Below are 22949 nucleotides of genomic sequence, written 5' to 3' on the forward strand. Positions count from 1 at the left end.
TTTTATCGCTAATTCTGATGAGACACGTTATGAGCACAAAATATACCGCTCTGCTTACCGAGGTTGGTGCAGCCAGGCTGGCGAATGCGATTTCGCTGGGAAAACAGCTGGAAATTACCCAGATGGGGGTGGGAGACGGTAGTGGTACGTTGCCGACGCCGGATACGACGCAAACCAAACTGATTAATGAAAAACGGCGGGCGCCGCTCAATGCACTGAACATCGACCCGGCCAATCCCAATCAGGTTATTGCCGAGCAGGTGATTCCTGAGGACGAAGGCGGATTCTGGCTGCGTGAAATCGGTTTGTATGACGCCGATGACAATCTGGTGGCGGTGGCAAACTGTCCCGAAACCTATAAACCGCAGATGCAGGAAGGCTCCGGTCGCGTGCAGACGGTACGCATGATTCTGGCGGTCGGCCAAGCTGATGCCGTATCGTTGAAAATCGACCCGGCGGTGGTGCTGGCAAGCCGGCAGTATGTGGACAACATGGCTCTGGCTAAAGCTCAAAATGGCGCGGATATTGCGGATAAAGCTCAGTTTATAGAGAATTTGGGCGTGAGGAGTTCATTCTCCGGTGTCATTGGTATGACACGAAATGCCATGATGAATATTCCCTCCGCTTCTTCTAATGCCAGGTTTGTTGCCGATGAAATCATTGTTGGAACGTCTTTGGGAGGAAGCCAATATCGTATTGGTTTATTCGAAAAAACGATCGATCTGACAAAAAATGGCATTGGGGGGATGGATACCGGGACGGTTCCTGATGAAGGGTTTGTCGGGATTTACGCTATTTATAATCCGGTGACGATGGCGTCTGGCTTGCTCGCGGTTAACGCCACCGCCGTCAAATTACCGGAGATCTATAGCGGAACTAATAAGCCGAATGGATACACAGCATCGGCATTATTGACGGTTGTGCCGGTTAAGGCGGGTAAGTTTACCGTATTATCTGTCTTTGGAAGGAAGGTGTATACCCCTGCAATACAGCTCTATTCTGGCTCGAAAAATTCATCAGGCATTGATGTCCCTATTAGTAGTTTAATTCCATTAAATGTCAAGTCTGTTGGTGGTGTAGTCCGACAAGGTAGTACAGTAGACGGTTTTTTATCCATGACAATCGCTAGCAGTAAAAGTAATGTATCTAGTCAGCAGGTAACAACTTATGTATCTGCTGGGGTCGATATATCAAATGATTATTCTGATATTTTTATTATTAATGAAGGATATATTATCGTTGCGACAAGTAATGCAACATCCGGAAATGCAACTTTTTCCGTCTTTGCATCTAAATACTCCATATAGAGTATTGTTAAATAAATTTCTTGTTTTATTCACGACTCCGTTTTTTATTTGAAATTTTATTGTTATTTATATTTAAGCACGAAAATAACTTTTTAAGTAGCGACAGTGGGCGTGAATCACTTGAGATGTATGGTATTCCATTTTCTTTCATGAGTACCACATCCTTGATGTCGTGTGACTTTTCCCCTGTAAGTACTTCTGATGAGAGAAACTATGGGTACTAAATACTTTACATTACTTACCCAGGTCGGTGAGGTCAAATTGGCCGCGTCGATCTCGGCTGGAAAACCACTGCAAATTGCCCTTATGGGGGTAGGTGATGGAGGTGGTTCATTGCCGGCACCGGATCCGTCACAAACCAGGCTGATTAATGAAAAGCGGCGTGGGGTAATCAATTCGCTCACGATTGATCCGGACAATCTTAACCAAATGATTGCCGAGCAGGTGATTCCTGAGAATGAAGGTGGGTTTTGGTTACGTGAAATTGGTTTATACGATATAGATGGCGATCTTATCGCGGTCAGCAATTGTCCGGAAACCTATAAACCGGAGTTGAAAGAAGGTTCAGGCCGGGTACAGACGGTGCGTATGATTTTGATTGTCAACAGCACCGATGCAGTGACGCTGACGTTTGATCCGACGGTGGCACTGGCGACGCGGCGTTATGCCGATATGCTGCTGGCGAACCATGCTTTAGCGACTAACCCGCATAAGCAATATGCACCCATTGAAAGCCCGACTTTTACCGGTAATCCCGTAGCACCTACCCCGCCACTGTTTGATGCCGATACCAGTATTGCCACCACCGCGTTTGTACAGCGGGCGTTGGGAAATATGAAATCAGCGTTTGGTGTCAGAGAAAATAAGGTACTTACCAGTGATGCCTTTGGTTGTTTCATCGAATCGCAAGTAGCAGATATTACGATTACATTGCCTGATGCACGGCTTTGTCCTGGTGGAGTTATTGAGTTTAATAATATTTCCAATGGTGCAGTTATTATTTCTGGCGCAGGTTTAGATATTCTCGGGCCGAATAATCCATCTGGTTCGAAGACGTTGAAAATTCAAAGTGGCGCAAATGTAAAATTTCTTTCCACTGGCCCGCAATGGCGAGCTATTGGTGGTGCAGGGGTTGCCGGTGCAGGGTTGAACGGTTATCAGGTATTGCCGTCTGGTATTATTATTCAATGGGTATTGGAAGAACGTTAGCGGCAGGTGTTATTAACCAGTCATTCCCTATTGTATATCCCAATAATTTTTTCTCAGTAGTCATTACAGAAAACAACTCTGTTGGATGGAATTATACTGGTGTAACCGTTTATGGACAAAGCAACAGCACCAGAGAAATGTTGAAAGGGTACGGTGCGTTTGTCCGTAATGGTGGTTCTGTGGAATTTTCTTCTGATATTTCTTATCAGTTTATTGCGATAGGGGACTGAGGTGTAATATGTTTTATTCCAAATCAAGTAATGGTTTTTATAGTAAAGAAGTTAATGGTGATAACATCCCCGATGATGCGGTTGAAATAGGTGATGACTATTATCAACGCTTATTGAGTGAGCAGGCGATTGGTAACACAATTATTTTTGATGAATTGACGAAAAAACCTATTGCTGTTACCCCAGCACCTGTATCAGAAACGCAGTTGGCTGAGGCAGTGCGGCGGCAGCGAGACAATTTATTGCTTGCCAGCGATTGGACCCAGGTACCGGATGCGCCGGTTGATCAGCAAGCCTGGCGTTCTTATCGTGAAGTATTGCGCCAGGTTCCAGAGCAAGGCGGTTTTCCTCACAATATAGCGTGGCCGGTATCGCCTGGAAAATAAATAGTTCACACTCTTTATTCTATTTTTTCCCGCCTTTATGGCGGGTTTATTTTTACTGATGTGTTGTGCCATGGCTGACACAACATCAGTTCAGCGATTTAATACTTCCCCCTCAGCATAATGTTGTCAGAAGTAACAACGAAATAAAACGGTTTGCAAAAATAGGCAGCGTTTTCGCTGTGGTGGTTGCGATGTCACGAGACTGTTTAAGATGACTCAGAGGGAAAATAGTATGGCCTTGAAATACATGACATTACTCACGCAAGTAGGCGCGACGAAGCTGGCGAATGCCACTGCGTTGGGAAAAGTACTGGATATTACCCATATGGCGGTAGGTGATGGAGGCGGAAATCCGACAACGCCAGACCCGGCTCAGACTGCGTTGATTAATGAAAAACGCCGAGCACCGCTGAATTCCCTGAGTGTGGATCCGGTTAACCCCAATCAGATTATTGCCGAACAGGTTATTCCGGAGAATGAAGGCGGGTTTTGGCTGCGTGAAATCGGTTTGTACGATGCGGATGGTAATTTAATTGCCGTAGCTAACTGCCCGGAAACCTATAAACCGGAATTAAAAGAAGGCTCAGGCCGGATACAGACGGTGCGTATGATCCTGATTGTCAGCCACACTGACGCGGTGGCGCTGAAGTTTGATCCGACGGTAGCTCTGGCAACCCGGCGTTACGCCGATGCGCTGATAACCAGCCATATTGGTGATGCGAATCCACACAAACAGTATGCACTGATTGTCAGCCCAGCGTTTACCGGCAACCCTACCGCACCGACAGCGGCGGCGGGAACCAATACGACGCAACTCGCCACCACCGCGTTTGTTGCGGGCGCTATTGATTTGCAGTCGAATAAAACGGACAGCAGCATCAAACTAAAACTGGATATTAACGATATCGTCGGTATTCCGTTGCCGTGGCCTCAGAGCGCAGCGCCAGTGGGCTGGCTCAAATGTAACGGCCAGGCGTTTGATAAAACGTTGTACCCGCGATTGGCGCAGGTCTATCCATCTGGAGTGCTGCCGGATTTGCGCGGCGAGTTTATTCGTGGCTGGGATGATGGGCGTGGGGTGGATGCGGGACGCGCTATTTTGTCAGCACAGACGGGATCGCTCATCGTTGGAGATATTGCCAACAATATCAACATGGCGACGTTGAATAATGTTGGCGAAGCAGCGACAAAAGCCAATGTAGGTTGGGATACCGCTGAATTGACCTCAGCCAAGTATCCGTCCATCCGGGTTAACATTGTGTCCGGTCAAACTGCGACTGATCCCTATCCATATTGCGGTGTTGCACGCCCCCGCAACATCGCCTTTAACTACATCGTTAGAGCAGCGTGAGATCTGTAAATACGGTGCGCGACCATTGACACTTACCGGTCATCATATCGGTAAAAATAAAAGTATATTGAGTCCACCTGGAATAACGCTTCCTTGTTATTCCAGGTGGATTGTTTTATTCATTAATAGTGGTTTTTTCGCTAGTCAATATATCCACCCGGTTGCTATAGATTCATCAACAGCACCGATTATTAATCGGTGCTGTTGTGCCATCACCGTCACAACGCCATAAGCGGGTAATATTATTGGTGCGTCTACATAATGGTTGTCAGAAAGCAGAACGAACATTGGGTATTTGCATTACCACAATATCTTCTGCTGCTGACTGACTATTTAATAGATGCAGACGAGAGAACGATGGGGACTAAATACTTTACGTTGCTCACCCGTATCGGTGAGGCAAAATTGGCAGAGGCCATTTCAACCGGAAAACCATTGGAAATCGCCCAGATGGGGGTGGGGGATGGTGGCGGTGTATTGCCGACGCCGGATCCGATGCAGACCAAACTGGTGAATGAAAAACGCCGGGCGGTGATCAATTCGTTGAGTGTGGATCCGGACAATACCAACCAAATGATTGCTGAGCAGGTGATTCCGGAAAATGAAGGTGGGTTCTGGCTGCGTGAGATCGGTTTGTACGACGTGGATGGCGATTTGATTGCGGTCGGTAACTGCCCGGAAACCTATAAACCGGAATTAAAAGAAGGCTCCGGTCGGATACAGACGGTACGCATGGTGCTGATTGTCAGCCGTACCGATGCAATAACGCTGAAATTTGACCCGACGGTGGCGCTGGCGACGCGACGCTATGCCGACACGTTACTAGCCGATCATGTCGCTGCTGTTAATCCGCATAAGCAATATGCGCCGATTGCCAGCCCGGCGTTTACCGGCAGTCCTGCGGCACCGACCGCCGCCGCAGGAACAAGTACGACACAACTGGCGACTACCGCTTTTGTTGCTGATGCAGTTGCTTACGCTATTGGCTTGCTGTCTGGTAAAACCGAGGCCAACACCAAACTCAAACTGGATATTAATGACATCGTTGGTATCCCACAGCCCTGGCCACAAGCTACAGCCCCTGATGGATGGCTCAAATGTAATGGCCAGGCGTTTGATAAAAGTCGCTATCCACGGCTGGCACAGGTCTATCCGTCGGGCGTATTGCCGGATTTGCGCGGCGAATTTATTCGTGGCTGGGATGATGGGCGTGGGGTGGATGTAGAGCGGGCGCTTTTGTCTGCTCAGAAAGATGGCATACGTAATATTTTGGGATCGTTCGGATCGGAGGCGCTGTTCGCCGGAGGGGCATCAAATCAGCCAGTTCCCACGGGAGCTTTTACTTTCGCCGAGAATACTCATTCGTCACATGTCGGCGCTTCCGTTGGTGGGGAGGGGCAACTGATCATGCTTGACGTGTCGAGAGTCGTTCCCACTGCGCCGGATAATCGCCCCCGCAACATCGCCTTTAACTACATCGTGAGGGCCGCGTAATGACGATATCGACACAGGAAGCTCGTGCCGTGCTGGCGGCCGATGGACTGGCATCCCATGCCGGCTGGCTGCGGGTGTATCACGCAGATACGCTAACCCGTGAATACTATGGTTACAGCGATGAATATCTGATGCCGGGAACCGGGATTCCGGCACACAGTTATGCGGATGAACCGCTGCAATCCGTGACGCAAGGGCAGGCGCTGTGCCGCTCGGCTGATGGCCAGTGTTGGGAGTCGGTGTCGGATTTTCGCGGACATACCGCTTACCATACGCAGACGCGTCAGCCACAGACCATCAAGGTGTTGGGCGAGCTGTCCGCCGGTCTGACTCTGTTGCCGCCCACCAGCGAGTGTGACCGCTGGGATGGGGAAAAGTGGGCAACGGATGCGATTGTGTATCAGGCGAGCCTGTTACAGGCAGCACGGCTGGAGCGCGATGCCCGGCGCCAGATGGCGCATGATCGCATCCAGGAACTGACTTACGCACAGGAACTGGCGATCGCTACCAGTCAGGAAACGCAGGCACTCAAAGATTGGAAAACCTATCTGGTGCAATTAAGCCGTATCAACCTGACTCACGCCCCAAGCATCAACTGGCCTGTTTCCCCCACCTGCTAACGGGGTGCGGTTGGCGCGTCCGTTTGGGGCCACAACATCTCAACCAGCTGTTCCGGGTAGAAGGTGTCCGGCGTGGCGAGCAGTTCATCGCGGCTCCACCAGTGGTGGTCCCGCATCATTTCCCGTTCGTGCGCTGTCCATGCGTCAGTGTGGATGGCGCTGTCTGTGACGCGAATAACAAAAAAACGCTCATCGGCTATCACGGTGTCCCCGTTGGGCATCGCCATGCTAAAACTTTGGGCGGCGACGCAGGGGCCGGGGTCCTGACGGCGGATGCCGGTTTCTTCCCACAGTTCCCGCAGCGCCGCTTGCTCAAAGGTTTCTCCGCTTTCCACTGCGCCGCCCGGCGTGGCCCAATAACGTTTCCCGGCAAGGGCATCACGAGTATGGTGAAACAGGAATAACAACACCCGTTGTTCAGGATTGAGGATCAGCAGGCGTGAGGCAGGTCGGCGTTTCATAAGTTTTCCTGGCGTATATCTGGTTGTCAGTATTTTCCTCGTCATCTGAAATGATGTCCATGTCGGCAGGCAAAATCCGCATGATGGCGCGGTTGCCGGGGGATGTCGGGTAACTGTCGGGTTGCTGTCAGGTTGCTGTCGTGGTGTATTGAAGGGGGCTGGCCCAGGCTGTTAGCGAGGTTTAATTCAACAGGAGTACATCATGAATACGATCAAATCACAGCGCCTCGCCCGCGCTTGGTCTCAGGAACAACTGGCTGAACTGTCTGCATTGAGCGTCAGAACCATCCAGCGGATCGAAAATGGGGAGCGCGCCAGCCTGGAAACGCTCAGCGCCATTGCCGCCGCGTTTGGCATTAACGTGACGGTGTTGATGGAGGAAGACAGCGAGCAGGCGGTGAGCGGTGAATCGCTGGCGCAGCGTATTGAGCAGGCCAGAACGCAGGTCGGGCAGGAGAGCCGTTTCTGGCGCAGCCTGCTGCTGTTTGTGCCGGTGAATGCGTTGCTGTTTGCCATCAATCTGTTGGTCAACCCGCAAACGCACTGGTTCTTATGGCCGTTGCTGATTTGGGGCGGGGTGCTGGCGATGCGGGCGGCGCGGGTTTTCTGGCTGCGCGATCGCTGGTCGCGCTGGGAACAGGAACGGTTGCAGAAAATTCTGCGCAAGCCATAAGCCTGTCATTATTGAACGCAGTGCCTATGCCGGAAAACCGGAGCTTATCGGGAAACCGGAAATAAAGTGTCACGGTTTTCCGGTGCCAGAATTCGGTATACTGGCCCCCTCGCTTGAATGGAATTGTGTATGAATTCTCATTACGCGCGCCTGGTGACGACAGCCGCTTTTCTGGCTACCGCCACGGCGTTATCTCTGTTTGGTATGAAGGTGTACGCCTGGTGGTACACGGGGTCGGTCAGTTTGCTGGCGTCGCTGGTTGATTCGCTGGTGGATATCGCGGCGTCGCTGGTTAATCTGCTGGTGGTGCGTTACTCGCTGCAACCCGCCGATACGGAACATACGTTCGGGCATGGCAAAGCCGAGTCGCTGGCCGCGCTGGCGCAGAGCATGTTCATTTCCGGTTCGGCGCTGTTTTTGTTATTGACCGGCGCCCAGCATCTGATTACCCCGCAGCCGTTGCAAGGGCCTGAACTGGGGATGTGGATTACCATTATCGCGCTGGTGGTGACGGGTTTGCTGGTAGCATTCCAGCGCTGGGTAATCCGCAAAACCCATAGTCAGGCGGTGCGGGCGGATATGCTGCATTACCAGTCGGACGTCCTGATGAATGGCGCGATTTTGCTGTCGCTGGCGTTGAGCTGGAAAGGCGTTAATTGGGCCGATGCGGTGTTCGCACTGGGGATCGGCGTCTATATTTTAGGCAGTGCGTTGCGAATGGCCTATGAGGCTATTCAGGTGTTGCTGGATCGGGCCTTGCCGGACGAGGAGCGGCAGGAAATCGTCAATATCGTGTCCTCATGGCCGGGCGTAAGCGGTGCGCATCAGTTGCGGACCCGTCGTTCAGGCCCGACCCGTTTTATCCAACTGCATCTCGAAATGGCGGATAACCTGCCGCTGGTGGAATCACATCAGATTGCGGACGAACTGGAGCAGGCATTGCTCAAGCGTTTCCCCGGTTCAGACGTTATCATTCATCAGGATCCCGTCTCGGTAGTGCCGCAGGAACAGCGTGGTCGCTGGGTGTTATAGACCGCCAGCATGCTGGCACGCAACATGTGTCATGTTGTGCTTTTTGAGACGAACCAAACGGCGGGAGAACACCGCCGATACCAGAAAGTGTTGTAAAAATGTGATATGCGGTGGCTTTTTATGGGGCGTGATGCCTGACCTGAATCAATTCAGCTACGGGTATTTGTTATAATATGCTGATAAACGGTTAGGCTTTGTCCTGTGTGCCTTGAGATAGAAGAATCTGCGAGTTTACATCTACAAATCCAGAGGTTGTCATGATTAAAAAAATCGGAGTACTGACGAGCGGTGGCGATGCGCCGGGCATGAATGCGGCCATTCGTGGCGTGGTGCGAGCAGGGTTAGCGGAAAACCTGGACGTATACGGCATCTATGATGGCTATCTGGGTTTGTACGAAGATCGCATGGTGCAGTTGGACCGCTATAGCGTGTCGGATGTGATCAACCGCGGCGGCACGTTCCTCGGGTCCGCCCGTTTTCCGGCGTTCCGCGAAGAAGCGGTGCGTCAGGTGTGCGTGGAAAACATGAAAAAACGCGGCCTGGATGCGCTGGTGGTGATCGGCGGCGACGGTTCCTACATGGGGGCCAAACGCCTGACGGAAATGGGTTTCCCCTGCATCGGTTTGCCGGGCACCATCGATAACGACGTTGCCGGCACCGACTACACCATCGGTTATTTCACCGCGCTGGAAACCGTGGTGGAAGCGATTGACCGCCTGCGTGATACCTCTTCTTCGCACCAGCGTATTTCCATCGTGGAAGTGATGGGGCGTCATTGCGGCGATCTGACGCTGGCGGCGGCGATTGCCGGGGGGTGTGAGTTTATCGTGCTGCCGGAAGTCGACTTCAAAAAAGAAGACTTGGTGGAAGAGATCAAAGCCGGTATCGCCAAAGGGAAGAAGCACGCCATCGTGGCCATTACCGAACTGGTGTGCGATGTGGACGAACTGGCGCACTATATCGAGCAGGAAACCGAACGTGAAACCCGCGCCACCGTACTGGGCCACATCCAGCGCGGCGGGTCGCCGGTGGCCTACGACCGTATCCTCGCCTCCCGCATGGGCGCGTACTCCATCGAACTGCTGCAGCAGGGCTACGGCGGCCGGTGCGTCGGGATCCAGAATGAAAAACTGGTCCATCATGATATTATCGACGCCATCGAGAACATGAAGCGCCCGTTCAAAGGCGACTGGCTTAACACCGCCAAGAAGCTGTTCTGATGTGTGCCCGGCGACGGCCGGGCCGAAAAAGCAAATCCCGCTCTCCAGGGCGGGATTTCTTATTTGGAAATAGAAAACAGGTTGGGAAACAGAAAACGGCAAAACCATCGGCGAACGATTCGAGTGCCGGCAGTCGGCGGCAGGAGGCTCTGTGCATCTTCACCGTCATGATTCGCTGGCATAATGGCGCCGCTTTGCTGTGCCGCGTCGCGTATGACGGCGTTCGCCGGGCACAGGGTGATTTGTTGACCTAAACTTTTTACCAGACTCTTGCTATTACCCACGCCGCTGGCGGCGCAGGCATGAGCACCCATACAGAAATTATTGAGGTTTTCGCATGACAAAAGTTACCGTTGCCGCCACTCAGATGGCCTGCACCTGGGATTTGCCAAAAAATACCGAAAACGCCGAAAGGCTGGTGCGTCAGGCGCATGCTCAGGGGGCACAAATCATTCTGATTCAGGAACTGTTTGCCGCGCCTTATTTCTGCATCGACCAGAGCCCGGAGCATTATGCGCTGGCGCAGGAGCTGGCAACCAGCCCGCTTATCAAACACTTCTCCGCGCTGGCGGCCGAGCTGGAAGTGGTGCTGCCGCTGAGTTTCTTCGAGCGCGCCAATAACGCCTACTATAACTCGCTGGTAATGATCGATGCCGACGGCAGCGTGCTGGATGTGTATCGTAAAACCCATATTCCGAACGGCCCGGCTTATCAGGAAAAACAGTTCTTTATTCCGGGCGACACCGGTTTCAAAGTGTGGCAGACCCGCTACGCCAAAGTGGGCGTGGGCATCTGCTGGGATCAATGGTTCCCGGAAACCGCCCGTTGCCTGGCGCTCAAAGGCGCTGAGTTGATTTTCTACCCGACCGCCATCGGTTCCGAGCCGGCGTACCCGGAAATCGACAGCCAGCCGCACTGGACTCGCGTACAGCAGGGCCATGCCGCCGCCAACCTGATTCCGGTGATTGCCTCTAACCGCATCGGCACCGAAGCCAGCAAATACATCGACGGTCTGGAAATGACCTTCTACGGTTCATCGTTCATCGCCGATCAAACCGGTGCGCTGGTAGCGCAGGCCAACAAGACGGATGAAACGGTGCTGGTGCACGAGTTCGATCTGGACGCCATCGCCGCGCAGCGCGCTTCCTGGGGCCTGTTCCGCGACCGTCGCCCGGACATGTACGGCGTAATCGGCACTTCTGACGGCAAGACCTGGAGATAAGTGATGTCTGAACTGACCACGCCGTTGCAGGACGGTTTCTCCATGCCGGCGGAATGGGCGCCGCACGACGCCGTGTGGATGTTGTGGCCGTATCGCCGCGACAACTGGCGCTCACAAGGGGATGTCATTCCCGCTCAGCGCACCTTTGCCGCCGTTGCCGCCGCCATTGCGCAGACCACGCCGGTCATCATGGGCGTGCCACGCGACCAGATGGCGCTCGCCAAAAGCGTCATGCCGGCCGGCGTCACGCTGGTGGAGATGGAAAGCGATGACGCCTGGATGCGCGACACCGGGCCGACCGTGGTGCTGAACGACGCCGGCGAACGCCGTGGCGTCGACTGGCAGTTCAACGCCTGGGGCGGCGCGCTGGGCGGACTGTACGAAGACTGGAGCCGTGACGAAAAGGTCGCCGCGCAGGTGCTGGCGTATCACGGCGATGCGCGTTATGCCGCGCCGCTGATTCTGGAAGGCGGCTCCATCCACACCGATGGCGAAGGCACGCTGCTGACCACCGCCGAGTGCCTGCTGAACCCGAACCGCAATCCGCACCTGAACAAGGCGCAGATTGAACAACTGCTGCGGGATTATCTCGGCGTGACCGCTTTTATCTGGCTGGAAGACGGCGTGTATAACGACGAAACCGACGGCCACATCGATAACATGTGCTGTTTTGTACGCCCCGGCGAAGTGGCGCTGCACTGGACCGACGATGAAACCGACCCGCAGTACGCCCGCTCTCAGGCGGCGTATCAGGTGCTGTCGCAGGCGAAGGACGCGAAAGGCCGGTCGCTGAAAATCTGGAAACTGCCGGCGCCGGGCCCGCTGTACGCCACGCCGGAAGAAGCGGCGGGCGTGACCGACGGCAATGCCATTGAACGTAACGCCGGGTCGCGGCTGGCGGGGTCGTACGTCAATTTCCTGATCAGCAACCAGCAGATCATTTACCCGTTGCTGGATGAACGCACCGACGCGCAGGCGCAGGCGCTGCTGCAACAGATGTTCCCTGATTACCGGATAAGCGGCGTGCCGGCCCGCGAGATCCTGCTGGGCGGCGGCAACATCCATTGTATTACCCAACAAATTCCGGCGGCGAAATCGGCGTAGTCGTTTAACCCGTTGTTGTCTATCAGATAAAAAGGCAGGTTTCGCACCTGCCTTTTTGATTATTGCGGATCGATGGTTACGCTGTCGGATGCCGGGATTATTTCAGCCCCATCGCGTTTTTCATGGTGTAGAACAGGTCGGTCTGGTCGGTCAGGCCCACCACATTGGCGGCGTGCGGACCGTAGGCGGCGATGCGCAGCTGGGTGCCGGTGTGTCCCTGCGATTCCTCTTCCGAGTTACCGTAGCTGATGGTCATCACGGCGTTATCTTTGGTGTTCAGCGCCTGCGTCAGGCCCGGCGCTTTAGCGCCGTTTTCGACGATCTGGCTGGAGTGGGCGTGGTCGGCGGTGACGATCACCAGCGTGTTGCCGTCGCGACGGGCGAATTCCAGCGCTTTCTGCACCGCTTCGTCCAGATCTACCGTTTCACCGAACTGGCCGCACGGGTTGGCGGCGTGGTCCTGCTTGTCGATAGAGGCGCCTTCCACCTGCAGGAAGAAACCGTTTTTGTTCTTGCTCAACAGCTGGATGGCCTTATCGGTCATTTGCGCCAGTGTCGGCACGCCGGCGCCGCGTTGGGCGTTGGGTTCACAGGTCACTACCGGTTTATCGAGGTTGCCGTGGTAGCTGGCTTTCGGTCCCTGCCAGCGCACCGGCATGTTGCCGTCGGCGAACAGGCCCAGCACCGGTTTGCTCTGACTGGCGGCGGTAACGGCATTCATGCCGTCCAGATCGGTTACGAGGTGGTAGCCCAGCGCTTCCGCCTGTTCTGTCAGGCTTTTACCCTGATATTTACCTGCTTTGGCGATTTCTTTGAAGGTGGCTGCGCCGCCGCCCAGCGTGACATCGGCGCGGGTAACCAGCAGCTGTTCGGCGATGGAACCGCGACCGCCGTTTTCCAGCGCGTTGGTCGGGCACTGCTGGCTGGTTTTTTCCGGGCCGTAGCACTTACGCGAGGTGACGTGCGACACCATTGCGGCCGGCGTGGCGTCTTCCAGTTCGGCGGTGGAGACGTTGCCGGTGGCTTTGCCCGCCGCTTTGGCGATTTCAATCAGCGTCTTATGGTCTTTGCCGTCCACATCCACGCCCAGCGCGCCGTTGTAGGTTTTGACGCCGCTGGACCAGGCGGTGGCCGATGCGGCGGAATCGGTAACGTAATCCGGTTTGCGGGTTTTCTTGTCCAGCGAGTAGTGGGTGTATTGGCCGGTCAGCGGCAGCGCGTCAATGCCTTTGAAGAAACCGCCGGCGCCCAGCGCGTAGTTACGTGCGGCGGTGATTTCCGAGTCACCCATGCCGTCGCCAATCAGCAGGATCACGTTTTTGGCGGTTTTCGCGTTGAGCGAGGCTTTCAGCATCTCGGTCTGATCGGCGCTGAGGCGGCGCGCGCCGCCGGGCTGAGTGATGTCGCCCTGAGCCTGGCGGTGGTAATCGGCGCTGGCGGCCAATGCGCTGCCGGCGATAAGCGTCATCATCAGGGAAGAGCGCAGGGTTTTGCGGATCAAAGCCTTACGGGTCATGGTCATTCACTCGCAGTTAAATTAAGTAACAAATAAACATGTGCGGTAAAACCTAGACAGAGAAAATGACAGAATGATGAACGTGGTCGGTATGGGTGGAAAAAAGCATAAAAAAACGGCCCCGAAGCGGAGCCGTTGCGTGATATCAGCGAGGCTAATCAGGCCTGGCTTTTGGCTTCGGCGGCAGCTTTGACGATGACCGCGAAGGCGTCGGCTTTCAGCGACGCGCCGCCAACCAGCGCGCCGTCGATGTCCGGCTGGGTGAAGAGTTCAGCGGCATTGGCGGCATTGACCGACCCGCCGTACTGAATGATGACCTGCTCGGCTACCGCCGCATCCTGTTTGGCGATGTGGTTGCGGATGAATTTATGCACCGCCTGCGCCTGCGCCGGGGTGGCGGATTTGCCGGTGCCGATGGCCCAGACCGGCTCGTAGGCAATCACGGTGTTTTCGAACGCTTTCGCGCCCAGCGTGTTCAGCACGGCGTCCAGTTGACGCGCGCATACGGCTTCGGTCTGGCCGGCTTCGTTTTCGGCTTCGGTTTCACCGATGCACAGTACCGGAATCAGGCCGGTTTCTTTCAGCACGGCGAATTTTTTAGCGATGAACTCGTCGCTTTCGTGATGATAGGTACGGCGTTCGGAGTGGCCGATGATGATGTATTGGGCGCCGATGTCTTTCAGCATGGCGGCGGAGGTTTCACCGGTGAAGGCGCCGGCAAGGTTGACGTCCACGTTCTGGGCGCCCAGTGCGATACGGCTGCCTGCCAGCAGGTGTTTAGCCTGATCCAGATAAATAGCCGGCGGCGCGATGGCTACGCCGCAACCCGTTACGGCGCTCAGTTCATTGCGCAGGCCGGCGATCAGTTCGTGAACCATGCTGGTGCTGCCGTTCAGCTTCCAGTTGCCCATGACTAAGGGGTGTCGCATCTTGTTTCCTCCAGGCGAATTGCCAGTTAATCAATGCATGGCTGCGTCAGGCAGCCAATCTGACGATGATACAAAACTGACGATAGTATAGAGTCGAAATGGCACGGTGGCTCTGTTTTTCGTGCCTAATTCTCGATGTGATCACGAATCAGATAGCGCCAGCTTAATCGGTTCAACAGCGAAAGTTAGCCCTTTTTCGCCATGATCCGCCACGACGTAGCGCAATGCTCCTTCCGTTTGCTGGTAAAAGCGCTGCCCTTTGCCTTTTTCCAGCAACGTTTCGATCTTTTTCAGGCTTTGCTCGGTGGTCAACGACGGCATAAAGGTGCGCACCAGCGCCGCCATGTAGCCGATAGCCTGTTTGCGTCGTCCGCTCTGGTCGGTATCTTTCGGTTTGGGCAGCCAGGTAATCTGCATGGTTTTGATCTTGCCGGTGCCTTTTTCCAGCGCGGTGGAAGAATACAGACGATCGTTGATGCGGCTGGCGGCGCGCGTCAGATTGGGCGAGTCATCGCCGGTATCGACCACCCGGTATTCGCTAATCGGCAACGACGGGTTGCTCAGGTTATAACGGGTGCGAAACTGTACGATGGTCATGTCGAACGTGGGAGAGCCTGACAGCAGATAAGGCGCGGCGGTCGGGGGTTTTTGCTGGAACAGACCGTCACTCCTGGCAAACGGGGTGCAGAGTAGGCCAGCAGACAGGCAACAAACAATCAACAGGGCATTTTTCATCATCAATTTATCAGTATCGTCACGTACCGTTGGCATGCTGTGTGATTAAAACGGGATTCGGACTCAATTGTCAAAACGTGCGATAAAAAACCCGGCCTGACTTAAGGTAAACTCACGCCCGTAGAACCGCATTCGGGGATGGAAAGTGATGACGATACAACAATGGTGTTTTTCGTTTCGCGGCCGTGTTGGCCGCCGGGATTTCTGGTTAGGGATGGTGATTGTGCTGGCGTTGATGGTGGGGTTGTTCATGCTGGCCGGTACCGGCTGGCTGGAAACCCAGAAAGCGGCGTTCGTGCTGGTGGTGTTGATGTGGCCGCTGGCGGCGATACTGGTCAAACGGCTGCATGACCGCAACAAAAGCGGCTGGTGGGCGTTATTGCTGGTGGTGGCCTGGATGCTGGGCAACGGCAACTGGTCGATGCTACCGCCGCTCGGTCAGTGGGGCGTGGGGCGTTTTCTGCCTGTGTTGATTGCCGTGATGATGCTGCTGGATTGCGGCGCGTTTGTCGGTACGGCTGGCGCAAACCGTTTTGGACCGGCGGCGGAGCCATTGCGGCTCCGCGCTTCCTGAATCTCGCTCGTCGTTACCAGTAGTGCTCGCTGGTCATATGGCCGGGACGGCGGCGCAGGTGTTTGCTCATCTGCCGCGTGTCTTTGAGCAACTGCTGGGTATCCCGCACCATCTGCGGGTTGCCGCACAGCATCACGTGGCTGGTCGCCGCGTCCATCGGCAGGCCGACCGCCGCCTCCAGCGCGCCGCTTTCAATCAGCGCCGGCACGCGGCCGGTGAGCGTGCCGGGCTGTTCCTCGCGGCTGACCACGGTCTGGATGCGCAGCTTGCCGTCATAGCGCTGTTCCAGCTGTTGCATCAGCGGCAGGTAGCTGAGATCGCGGGCGAAACGGGCGGCGTGCACCAGCACGATATGTTTGAACCGTTCCAGATCGCGCCCTTCCTGCAGAATCGACAGATACGGGCCGATGGCGGTGCCGGTCGCCAGCATCCACAGCGTGTCGCAGTCCGGAATCTCGTCGAGCACGAAGAAGCCGGCGGCTTCCTGCGTCACCAGCACCTCGTCGCCCGGCTGGCAACGGTGCAGATACGGGCTGAGCTTGCCGTCCGGCACGTTGACCAGGTAAAACTCCAGCAGATTGTCGCTGGGAGCGTTGACGTAGGAATAGGCGCGCTGCACTCGCTCGCCGTCCAGTTCCAGCGCCAGCTTGGCGAACTGCCCGGCGGTAAACGGCGCCACAGGCGCTTCCAGCCGCAGACTGAATAAGTTTTCCGTCCAGTGTTCAACCTGAATAACCTTGCCGGTCACCCACTCTGCCATGGTTCTATGCTCCTGTTTTGATCTCTCGGGTGTCACAGGGCTGCGCGCAGCCAGACCTTACGATACGCGATCTGTTAACAACAGTGAAACAATTCGTGCCTTGTCGCGGCTACAGCAAAAAGGCGTGCAGCGCCTGATCTTTGCGGTCCAGATAATGGGTCGAACTGATGCGGCGGATGGTGCGCGACTTGCCGCGGATCAGCAGGGTTTCGGTGGTGGCGATGTTGCCGCGGCGGGAAATGCCGTCGAGCAGATCGCCCTTGGTGATGCCGGTGGCGGAAAATATCACGTTGTCGTTGCGCGCCATGTCGCCCAGCATCAGTACCTTGCCGGCTTCGATGCCCATTTCACGGCAGCGCGCCAGTTCCTGCTCGCCCAGCCGACGGTTTTCCGCATTGTCTTCCTTCACCTGGTGACGGGCCAGCAGACGCCCCTGCATGTCGCCGTCCAGCGCGCGGATCACCGCCGCCGAGATCACGCCTTCCGGCGCGCCGCCGATGCCGTAGAGCACGTCGACCTCGCTTTCCGGCATGCAGGTCAGAATAGAGGCGGCCACGTCGCCATCAGGAATGGCGAACACTTTTACGCCCAGCCGCTGCATGTCGGCGATCACCCGATCGTGGCGCGGTTTGGCCAGCGTGATCACGGTGAGTTCGCCGAGCGGCTTGCCCAACCGTTCTGCAACCCGTTTCAGGTTGTCTTCCAGCGGACGGTCAAGGTCGATAGCGCCTTTGGCCTGCGGGCCGACAATCAGTTTTTCCATGTACATGTCGGGCGCGTGCAGGAATGCCCCCTGTTCACCCACCGCCAGCACCGCCAGCGCGTTAGCCTGCCCCATCGCCGTCATGCGGGTGCCTTCGATCGGATCGACGGCGATGTCTACCGCGTCGCCGTGCCCGGTGCCCACTTGCTCGCCGATGTAGAGCATCGGCGCTTCATCGATTTCGCCTTCGCCGATGACGATTCGACCGTTGATGTCGACCTGATTGAGCATGATACGCATCGCCTGCACCGCAGCGTTGTCGGCGGCGTTCTTATCGCCACGGCCCAGCCATTTGTAACCGGCCAGCGCGGCCGCTTCGGTAACGCGGGAGAATTCGATGGCTAATTCACGTTTCATGGGTACCTGTCTTGAACGGGGAATAAAGGAATTGTCGGGGCATTATGGTAGCACAGGCGTGATGACGGACGAGGGGCGAGGTGGAAGGAAAAAAGGGCGCGATAGCCGCGCCCGATCAAGGATAGCGATGATTTTACTCGTCGTGTTCTTCCCACGCGCGGGCGCGTTCCACCGCTTTTTGCCAGCCGCGGTAACGGAAGTTGCGTTCCACGGTTTCGATGCTGGGACGGAACTCCCGCTCGATGGCGGTCTTGCTCTTCACTTCGTCCAGATCATTCCAGAAACCCGTCGCCAGACCGGCGAGGAATGCCGCCCCCAGCGCGGTGGATTCACGCACCTGCGGACGCTCGACGCGGGTGCCCAGAATGTCGGACTGGAACTGCATCAGGAAGTTGTTGGCGACCGCGCCGCCGTCCACCCGCAGCGATTGCAGGCGAGTATCGGCGTCGGCCTGCATCGCGTCCAGCACGTCGCGGGTCTGGTAGGCGATGGATTCCAGCGTGGCGCGGATGATGTGATTGGCGTTAACGCCGCGGGTCAGGCCGAAAATTGCGCCGCGGGCGTACGGGTCCCAGTAGGGCGCGCCCAGCCCGGTGAACGCGGGCACCACATAGACGCCATTGCTGTCTTTCACTTTGGTGGCGAAGTATTCGGAGTCCATCGCATCGCCAATCAGTTTCAGTTCGTCGCGCAGCCACTGGATCGACGCGCCGCCGATAAATACCGCGCCTTCCAGCGCATAGTTCACTTCGCCGCGCGGGCCGCAGGCGATGGTGGTCAGCAGGCCGTGTTTGGAACGTACCGCTTCGGTGCCGGTGTTCATCAGCAGGAAGCAGCCGGTGCCGTAGGTGTTTTTCGCCATGCCGGGATGTACGCACAGTTGGCCGTACAGCGCCGCCTGCTGGTCGCCGGCGATACCGGCGATGGGAATGCGGGTGCCGCCTTTGCCGCCGATGTTGGTCTGGCCGTAAACCTCGGAGGACGGGCGCACCTGCGGCAGCATCGCGCGCGGGATATCCAGCACTTCCAGCATGCGTTCGTCCCAGTCCAGCGTATGGATGTTGAACAACATGGTGCGGGAGGCGTTGGTGTAATCAGTGACGTGGACGCGACCCTGAGTCATTTTCCAGATAAGCCAGGTGTCGATGGTGCCGAACAGCAGCTCGCCGCGGCGGGCGCGTTCACGTGAGCCTTCCACATGGTCGAGGATCCATTTGACCTTGGTGCCGGAAAAATACGGGTCGACCACCAGGCCGGTGTTGGCGCGGATGTACTCTTCCAGCCCGTCTTTTTTCAGTTTTTCGCAGATGTCGGCGGAGCGGCGGCATTGCCAGACGATGGCGTTGTAGATGGGTTTGCCGGTTTCTTTTTCCCATACCACGGCGGTTTCACGCTGGTTGGTGATACCGATGCCGGCGATTTCGTCGCTGCTGATGCCGGCTTTCGCCAGCGCTTCCACCAGCGTGGAGCTTTGCGAGGCCCAGATTTCCATCGGGTCGTGTTCTACCCAGCCCGCTTTGGGGTAGATCTGGGTAAATTCCCGCTGGGATACGCTGACGATGTTGGCGTCATGGTCCAGTACGACAGCCCGTGAGCTGGTGGTTCCCTGGTCGAGCGCGACGATGTATTTTTTTTCCTGGTTCATAAACGTAATCCTGTGAGCGTAGTAGGGTTAGACCTTACGGGTTTGGGCTGACGCTGCCGTGTCGTTGTCTGTCGCGCAGACATCGCAGGGCAGGTTGCGGCCAATCAGGGTGCGATAGCTGAACGCGCCCAGACAGGCGCCGACAATCGGGCCGAAAATCGGTATCAGCATATAAGGAATATCGCGCCCGCCGGTCAGTGCGATCTTGCCCCAGCCAGCGAAATAGGCAAACAGCTTCGGACCCGCGTCACGCGCCGGGTTCATGGCAAATCCGGTCAACGGCCCCATCGATGCGCCGATCACCGCGATCAGAATACCGATCAGCAACGGCGCCAGCGGCCCGCGCGGAATGCCGTTGCCGTCGTCGGTCAGCGCCAGAATCAGGCACATCAGAATGGCGGTGATGACCATTTCCACCAGGAAGGCCTGCAAGACCGAAATATGCGGGTTGGGGTAGGTGGAGAAGATCCCGGCCAGATCGAGGCTTTCCACACTGCCGCGCACCATATTGTGCGTCTGCTCGATATTGTCGAACAGGTTGTGATAGAGGCCGTAGACCAATGCGGCCGAGCAGAATGCGCCGGCCACCTGCGCGAGGATATACGGCATCACTTTGCGGCCGTCGAAGCAGGCGAACAGCCATAATGCAATGGTCACCGCCGGATTGAGGTGCGCGCCGGAAATCGCGGCGGTCAGGTAGATCGCCATGGCGACGCCCAACCCCCAGATAATGCTGATTTCCCATTGCCCGAAGCTGGCGCCCGCCAGTTTCAAAGCCGCCACACAGCCAACGCCAAAGAAAATCAACAGGCCAGTGCCGAGAAACTCGGCGATGCACTGGCCTTTAAGGGTAGAAAGTTCAGATTGACTCATAATGCTTGTTCCTGCTTGTAGGCTACAGCATGGATGGTTGACGCAGGCCGATGGACTAACCTGCGCGTTTCTGGTCTGTCCCGTCGGTCCTGGAAGGATTCACGGCCAGACTCTTTTTGTATTTCGGATGTGAATTTATCGTTAATGCTCGAAAACGAGAAATATCGAAATCAAAATGTGTGTGATGCGTCAAGAAAATGCGCGCATTCGCGTAATTAGCGACAAAGCGCCCATCTGCCCGCCGGGCGGGTGTTAACAGGGGTGTTAAATGCATTAACATTAAAGCTGTTTAATAATGATCAGGGTGATTTTCAGTCTGTGCTGATAGCGTATGAGCGAAAAAGCAGGCAGAGTCGCTGTTTTACCGGCGGTGCGCTGGACACGCCTGATCCGGCTACATACAATTTGGCTGGCGTTTACGTCGGGCGCGCCAGCGCCGGGGTGTGAAGACGTGAGGCATCTGTTGATGAAATGCCGCCCGTGACACACCCGTTCGTGGTACATCTGCGTTAACCGGCTTATGCCGTGCGATCAAAAGGGGTTAGAAGTTATGTCATTTGAAGTGTTTGAGAAGCTGGAAGCGAAAGTTCAGCAGGCGATTGACACGATCACGCTGTTGCAGATGGAAATCGAAGAGCTGAAAGAGAAGAACAATACGTTGTCGCAGGAAGTGGAGAGTATGGCGGGCAACCGTGATGCGTTGATGCGCGAGAACGAGCAGTTAAAGCAGGAACAGCTGGTATGGCAAGAGCGCCTGCGTGCGCTGTTGGGTAAAATGGAAGACGTTCAGTAATCGCCGAAGTCAGACAGACGGGATGCGCACAGGGCGTCTGTTGACGCCCTTGGGTGTTCGCCTGTTATTCCAGATCGAGCGGGTCTTCAGACAGAATGATGCCGGTATTGTCGGCATACAGATGGTCACCGGAGAAGAAGGTCACACCGCCGAAATTCACCCGGATATCGGTTTCGCCGATGCCTTCGCTGGCCGCCCCCGCCGGGGTCGCCGCCATCGCCTGAATGCCGATGTCCAGCTCCGACAGGTCATCGACCTGACGCACCGCACCGTACACCACGATGCCTTCCCACTCGTTCTGCGTAGCCAGCCGCGCCAGTTCAGCGTCAACCAGCGCCCGGCGAACGGAGCCGCCGCCGTCGACCAACAGCACGCGTCCGCTGCCGTTTTCTTCCAGCACGTCGAACAGCAGGCCATTATCCTCAAAGCATTTCACCGTGATGATTTTGCCGCCGAATGAACTACGCCCGCCAAAATTGGAGAAAAGAGGCTCAACTACATTGACCTCTTCATGATAGATATCACACAGTTCGGAAGTATCGTATTTCATAGGAGTAACGTCTGTTGCCGCTGGAAGTGTGAGACTGAGTATATCCCTTTCTGTTTGTTGTTGGCAAAATCATCAACTGCGGCTTTGACCCGCATCAGTAATCGGTAGTGATTTTGCCAACCGGGACAAGCCGTTACTCTGCCTCAGCGGGCATGCGCCTAGCTCAGCAGCACGCCCACCGCGAACAGCAGATTGGTAAGCAACGCGCCCTTGACGGTTTTTTCCAGCATCGGACGCATGCTGAACGCGGTGGTTTCCCGCATCACGTAGCGCCCCTGCTTCACCAGCAGCGGCAGCGCCAGAATAAACAGCCAGCCTGCCAGCGTATGCAGATAAAGCATGGCGAACAGCGCCAGACAGACCGGCGCCGTCATCAGCAGCACCATGTGGTAGCGCCGGGCCTTGTGAGCGCCGAGCCTTACCGCCAGCGTGTTCTTGCCGTTTTCCCGATCGCTGTCGATATCGCGCAGATTGTTGATGTTGAGCACCGCGACGGCCAGCAAACCACAGGCGGTGGCGGGCAGAATGACGCTGCTGTCGAAGTAGCCGGTTTGCAGGTAGTACGACCCGGCCACGCTCAGCCAGCCGAAAAAGATCAGCACCGAGATGTCGCCAAGCCCAATATAACCATACGGTTTATTGCCGACGGTATAGGTAATGGCGGCCAGAATCGCCAGCAGGCCGAGCGCCAGAAACACCACGATGTCCACCGGCTTTTCGCAGGCCAGCGCGACCAGCGCGCTGCCGGAAATCGCCGTCAGCGTCACGGTAATGAGCAGAGCCTTGCGTAGCTCCTGCAGGCTGATGGCGCCGGTCTGGATGCCGCGTAACGGGCCGATGCGGTCTTCCTTGTCGCTGCCTTTCACGGCGTCGCCATAGTCGTTAGCCAGATTGGAGAGGATTTGCAACAAGCCGGCGGTAATCAGCGTCAGCAGCGCCACGCCGGGCTTGAAGTTGCTGTGCCAGCAGGCGATGACGGTGCCGGTAACGATGGAGGCAAAAGCCAGCGGCAGCGTCTTGGGACGCAGGCTGTCCAGCCAGGCTTGGGTTTTGCTGCTATGTGTCAATTGGGTCATGGTGTTAATGGGCCATGGTATCAGCCAGATTGTGGCGCGTTCAGTTCTGGAAAATAAAGCCTGGTGACG

24 protein-coding genes and 1 pseudogene are annotated in these 22949 nt (G+C 56.0%); 14 read left to right on the forward strand and 11 right to left on the reverse strand.

Going from position 1 to position 22949, the window contains the following annotated elements; genetic code table 11:
- Window positions 1-29: 29 nt before the first annotated feature.
- From DXXMK7_RS22940 to DXXMK7_RS00990, 7 genes and pseudogenes are all read left to right on the forward strand, one after another.
- Window positions 30-1307 carry a phage tail protein gene (locus DXXMK7_RS22940; RefSeq protein WP_231348823.1) on the forward strand — a complete coding sequence of 426 codons (1278 nt, stop codon included), beginning with the start codon at window positions 30-32 and terminating at the stop codon, window positions 1305-1307.
- Window positions 1308-1520: 213 nt separating this feature from the next.
- A pseudogene (locus DXXMK7_RS22945) lies at window positions 1521-2135 on the forward strand (phage tail protein); the annotation flags it as partial.
- 359 nt (window positions 2136-2494) lie between these two features.
- Window positions 2495-2746: a hypothetical protein gene (locus tag DXXMK7_RS22950; RefSeq protein ID WP_231348822.1), complete on the forward strand. Its 252-nt coding sequence runs from the start codon at window positions 2495-2497 to the stop codon at window positions 2744-2746.
- Window positions 2747-2754: 8 nt separating this feature from the next.
- The gene (locus DXXMK7_RS21490; RefSeq protein WP_038917468.1) at window positions 2755-3132 is read left to right on the forward strand and encodes a tail fiber assembly protein; all 378 of its coding nucleotides are present in this window, start codon (window positions 2755-2757) and stop codon (window positions 3130-3132) included.
- A gap of 232 nt (window positions 3133-3364) precedes the next feature.
- A complete protein-coding gene (locus tag DXXMK7_RS00980) occupies window positions 3365-4483 on the forward strand; it encodes a phage tail protein (protein ID WP_038917469.1) in 1119 nt (372 codons plus the stop codon).
- Window positions 4484-4840: 357 nt separating this feature from the next.
- Window positions 4841-5977, forward strand: a complete 1137-nt coding sequence (locus tag DXXMK7_RS00985; RefSeq protein WP_038917470.1) for a phage tail protein — start codon at window positions 4841-4843, stop codon at window positions 5975-5977.
- Window positions 5977-6597, forward strand: coding sequence for a tail fiber assembly protein (locus tag DXXMK7_RS00990; RefSeq protein WP_038917471.1), 621 nt, complete (start codon window positions 5977-5979; stop codon window positions 6595-6597). The genes DXXMK7_RS00985 and DXXMK7_RS00990 overlap by 1 nt, the downstream gene beginning before the upstream one ends.
- Here the strand turns inward: DXXMK7_RS00990 and DXXMK7_RS00995 are convergent.
- The gene (locus DXXMK7_RS00995) at window positions 6594-7058 is read right to left on the reverse strand and encodes an NUDIX hydrolase (protein WP_038917473.1); all 465 of its coding nucleotides are present in this window, start codon (window positions 7056-7058) and stop codon (window positions 6594-6596) included. The genes DXXMK7_RS00990 and DXXMK7_RS00995 overlap by 4 nt on opposite strands.
- Before the next feature lie 202 nt (window positions 7059-7260).
- Between DXXMK7_RS00995 and DXXMK7_RS01000 the strand changes: the two genes are divergently transcribed.
- The 3 genes from DXXMK7_RS01000 (at window position 7261) to pfkA (ending at window position 9983) form a co-directional block, all read left to right on the forward strand.
- Window positions 7261-7731: a 2TM domain-containing protein gene (locus DXXMK7_RS01000; RefSeq protein ID WP_038917475.1), complete on the forward strand. Its 471-nt coding sequence runs from the start codon at window positions 7261-7263 to the stop codon at window positions 7729-7731.
- Between the two features lie 129 nt (window positions 7732-7860).
- The gene (gene fieF, locus DXXMK7_RS01005) at window positions 7861-8763 is read left to right on the forward strand and encodes a CDF family cation-efflux transporter FieF (RefSeq protein WP_038917476.1); all 903 of its coding nucleotides are present in this window, start codon (window positions 7861-7863) and stop codon (window positions 8761-8763) included.
- 257 nt (window positions 8764-9020) lie between these two features.
- Complete coding sequence (pfkA, locus tag DXXMK7_RS01010; protein ID WP_038664512.1) at window positions 9021-9983, forward strand: 6-phosphofructokinase; 963 nt, start codon at window positions 9021-9023, stop codon at window positions 9981-9983.
- 59 nt (window positions 9984-10042) lie between these two features.
- Here pfkA and DXXMK7_RS22440 read toward each other — a convergent pair whose 3' ends face one another.
- Window positions 10043-10297 (reverse strand): hypothetical protein, encoded by a 255-nt coding sequence (locus DXXMK7_RS22440; protein ID WP_049842589.1) that lies wholly within the window; start codon window positions 10295-10297, stop codon window positions 10043-10045.
- A gap of 23 nt (window positions 10298-10320) precedes the next feature.
- On the opposite strand from DXXMK7_RS22440, the gene aguB reads away from it, so the two are divergent.
- Window positions 10321-11205, forward strand: a complete 885-nt coding sequence (gene aguB, locus DXXMK7_RS01015) for an N-carbamoylputrescine amidase (protein WP_038917478.1) — start codon at window positions 10321-10323, stop codon at window positions 11203-11205.
- Window positions 11206-11208: 3 nt separating this feature from the next.
- The gene (aguA, locus tag DXXMK7_RS01020) at window positions 11209-12309 is read left to right on the forward strand and encodes an agmatine deiminase (protein ID WP_038917479.1); all 1101 of its coding nucleotides are present in this window, start codon (window positions 11209-11211) and stop codon (window positions 12307-12309) included.
- Between the two features lie 97 nt (window positions 12310-12406).
- On the opposite strand, the gene phoA is transcribed toward aguA, so the two are convergent.
- From phoA to DXXMK7_RS01035, 3 genes are all read right to left on the reverse strand, one after another.
- Window positions 12407-13831 carry an alkaline phosphatase gene (phoA, locus tag DXXMK7_RS01025; protein ID WP_038917480.1) on the reverse strand — a complete coding sequence of 475 codons (1425 nt, stop codon included), beginning with the start codon at window positions 13829-13831 and terminating at the stop codon, window positions 12407-12409.
- Between the two features lie 152 nt (window positions 13832-13983).
- Complete coding sequence (gene tpiA / locus DXXMK7_RS01030; protein WP_038909994.1) at window positions 13984-14754, reverse strand: triose-phosphate isomerase; 771 nt, start codon at window positions 14752-14754, stop codon at window positions 13984-13986.
- 141 nt (window positions 14755-14895) lie between these two features.
- Complete coding sequence (locus DXXMK7_RS01035) at window positions 14896-15489, reverse strand: YiiQ family protein (protein ID WP_107760925.1); 594 nt, start codon at window positions 15487-15489, stop codon at window positions 14896-14898.
- Window positions 15490-15637: 148 nt separating this feature from the next.
- Between DXXMK7_RS01035 and DXXMK7_RS01040 the strand changes: the two genes are divergently transcribed.
- Window positions 15638-16063, forward strand: coding sequence for a DUF805 domain-containing protein (locus DXXMK7_RS01040; RefSeq protein WP_038917482.1), 426 nt, complete (start codon window positions 15638-15640; stop codon window positions 16061-16063).
- 13 nt (window positions 16064-16076) lie between these two features.
- On the opposite strand, the gene fpr is transcribed toward DXXMK7_RS01040, so the two are convergent.
- From fpr to DXXMK7_RS01060, 4 genes are all read right to left on the reverse strand, one after another.
- Window positions 16077-16823, reverse strand: a complete 747-nt coding sequence (gene fpr / locus DXXMK7_RS01045) for a ferredoxin--NADP(+) reductase (protein WP_038917483.1) — start codon at window positions 16821-16823, stop codon at window positions 16077-16079.
- 109 nt (window positions 16824-16932) lie between these two features.
- Window positions 16933-17943, reverse strand: coding sequence for a class II fructose-bisphosphatase (glpX, locus tag DXXMK7_RS01050; protein WP_038664536.1), 1011 nt, complete (start codon window positions 17941-17943; stop codon window positions 16933-16935).
- Between the two features lie 133 nt (window positions 17944-18076).
- On the reverse strand, window positions 18077-19588 hold the full coding sequence (gene glpK / locus DXXMK7_RS01055; protein ID WP_038917484.1) for a glycerol kinase GlpK: 1512 nt from the start codon (window positions 19586-19588) through the stop codon (window positions 18077-18079).
- Between the two features lie 27 nt (window positions 19589-19615).
- The gene (locus tag DXXMK7_RS01060) at window positions 19616-20461 is read right to left on the reverse strand and encodes an MIP/aquaporin family protein (RefSeq protein WP_038664541.1); all 846 of its coding nucleotides are present in this window, start codon (window positions 20459-20461) and stop codon (window positions 19616-19618) included.
- A 550-nt stretch (window positions 20462-21011) separates the two neighbouring features.
- On the opposite strand from DXXMK7_RS01060, the gene zapB reads away from it, so the two are divergent.
- Window positions 21012-21254 (forward strand): cell division protein ZapB, encoded by a 243-nt coding sequence (gene zapB / locus DXXMK7_RS01065; RefSeq protein WP_013315893.1) that lies wholly within the window; start codon window positions 21012-21014, stop codon window positions 21252-21254.
- A 64-nt stretch (window positions 21255-21318) separates the two neighbouring features.
- On the opposite strand, the gene rraA is transcribed toward zapB, so the two are convergent.
- Together rraA and DXXMK7_RS01075 are read right to left on the reverse strand one after the other, a co-directional pair.
- Window positions 21319-21804 carry a ribonuclease E activity regulator RraA gene (gene rraA, locus DXXMK7_RS01070; RefSeq protein ID WP_012767894.1) on the reverse strand — a complete coding sequence of 162 codons (486 nt, stop codon included), beginning with the start codon at window positions 21802-21804 and terminating at the stop codon, window positions 21319-21321.
- Window positions 21805-21962: 158 nt separating this feature from the next.
- The gene (locus tag DXXMK7_RS01075) at window positions 21963-22880 is read right to left on the reverse strand and encodes a 1,4-dihydroxy-2-naphthoate polyprenyltransferase (RefSeq protein ID WP_038669173.1); all 918 of its coding nucleotides are present in this window, start codon (window positions 22878-22880) and stop codon (window positions 21963-21965) included.
- Window positions 22881-22949: the final 69 nt, after the last annotated feature.

Source organism: Dickeya sp. MK7, assembly GCF_000406305.1.
GTDB classification, from domain to species: Bacteria; Pseudomonadota; Gammaproteobacteria; order Enterobacterales; family Enterobacteriaceae; genus Dickeya; species Dickeya fangzhongdai.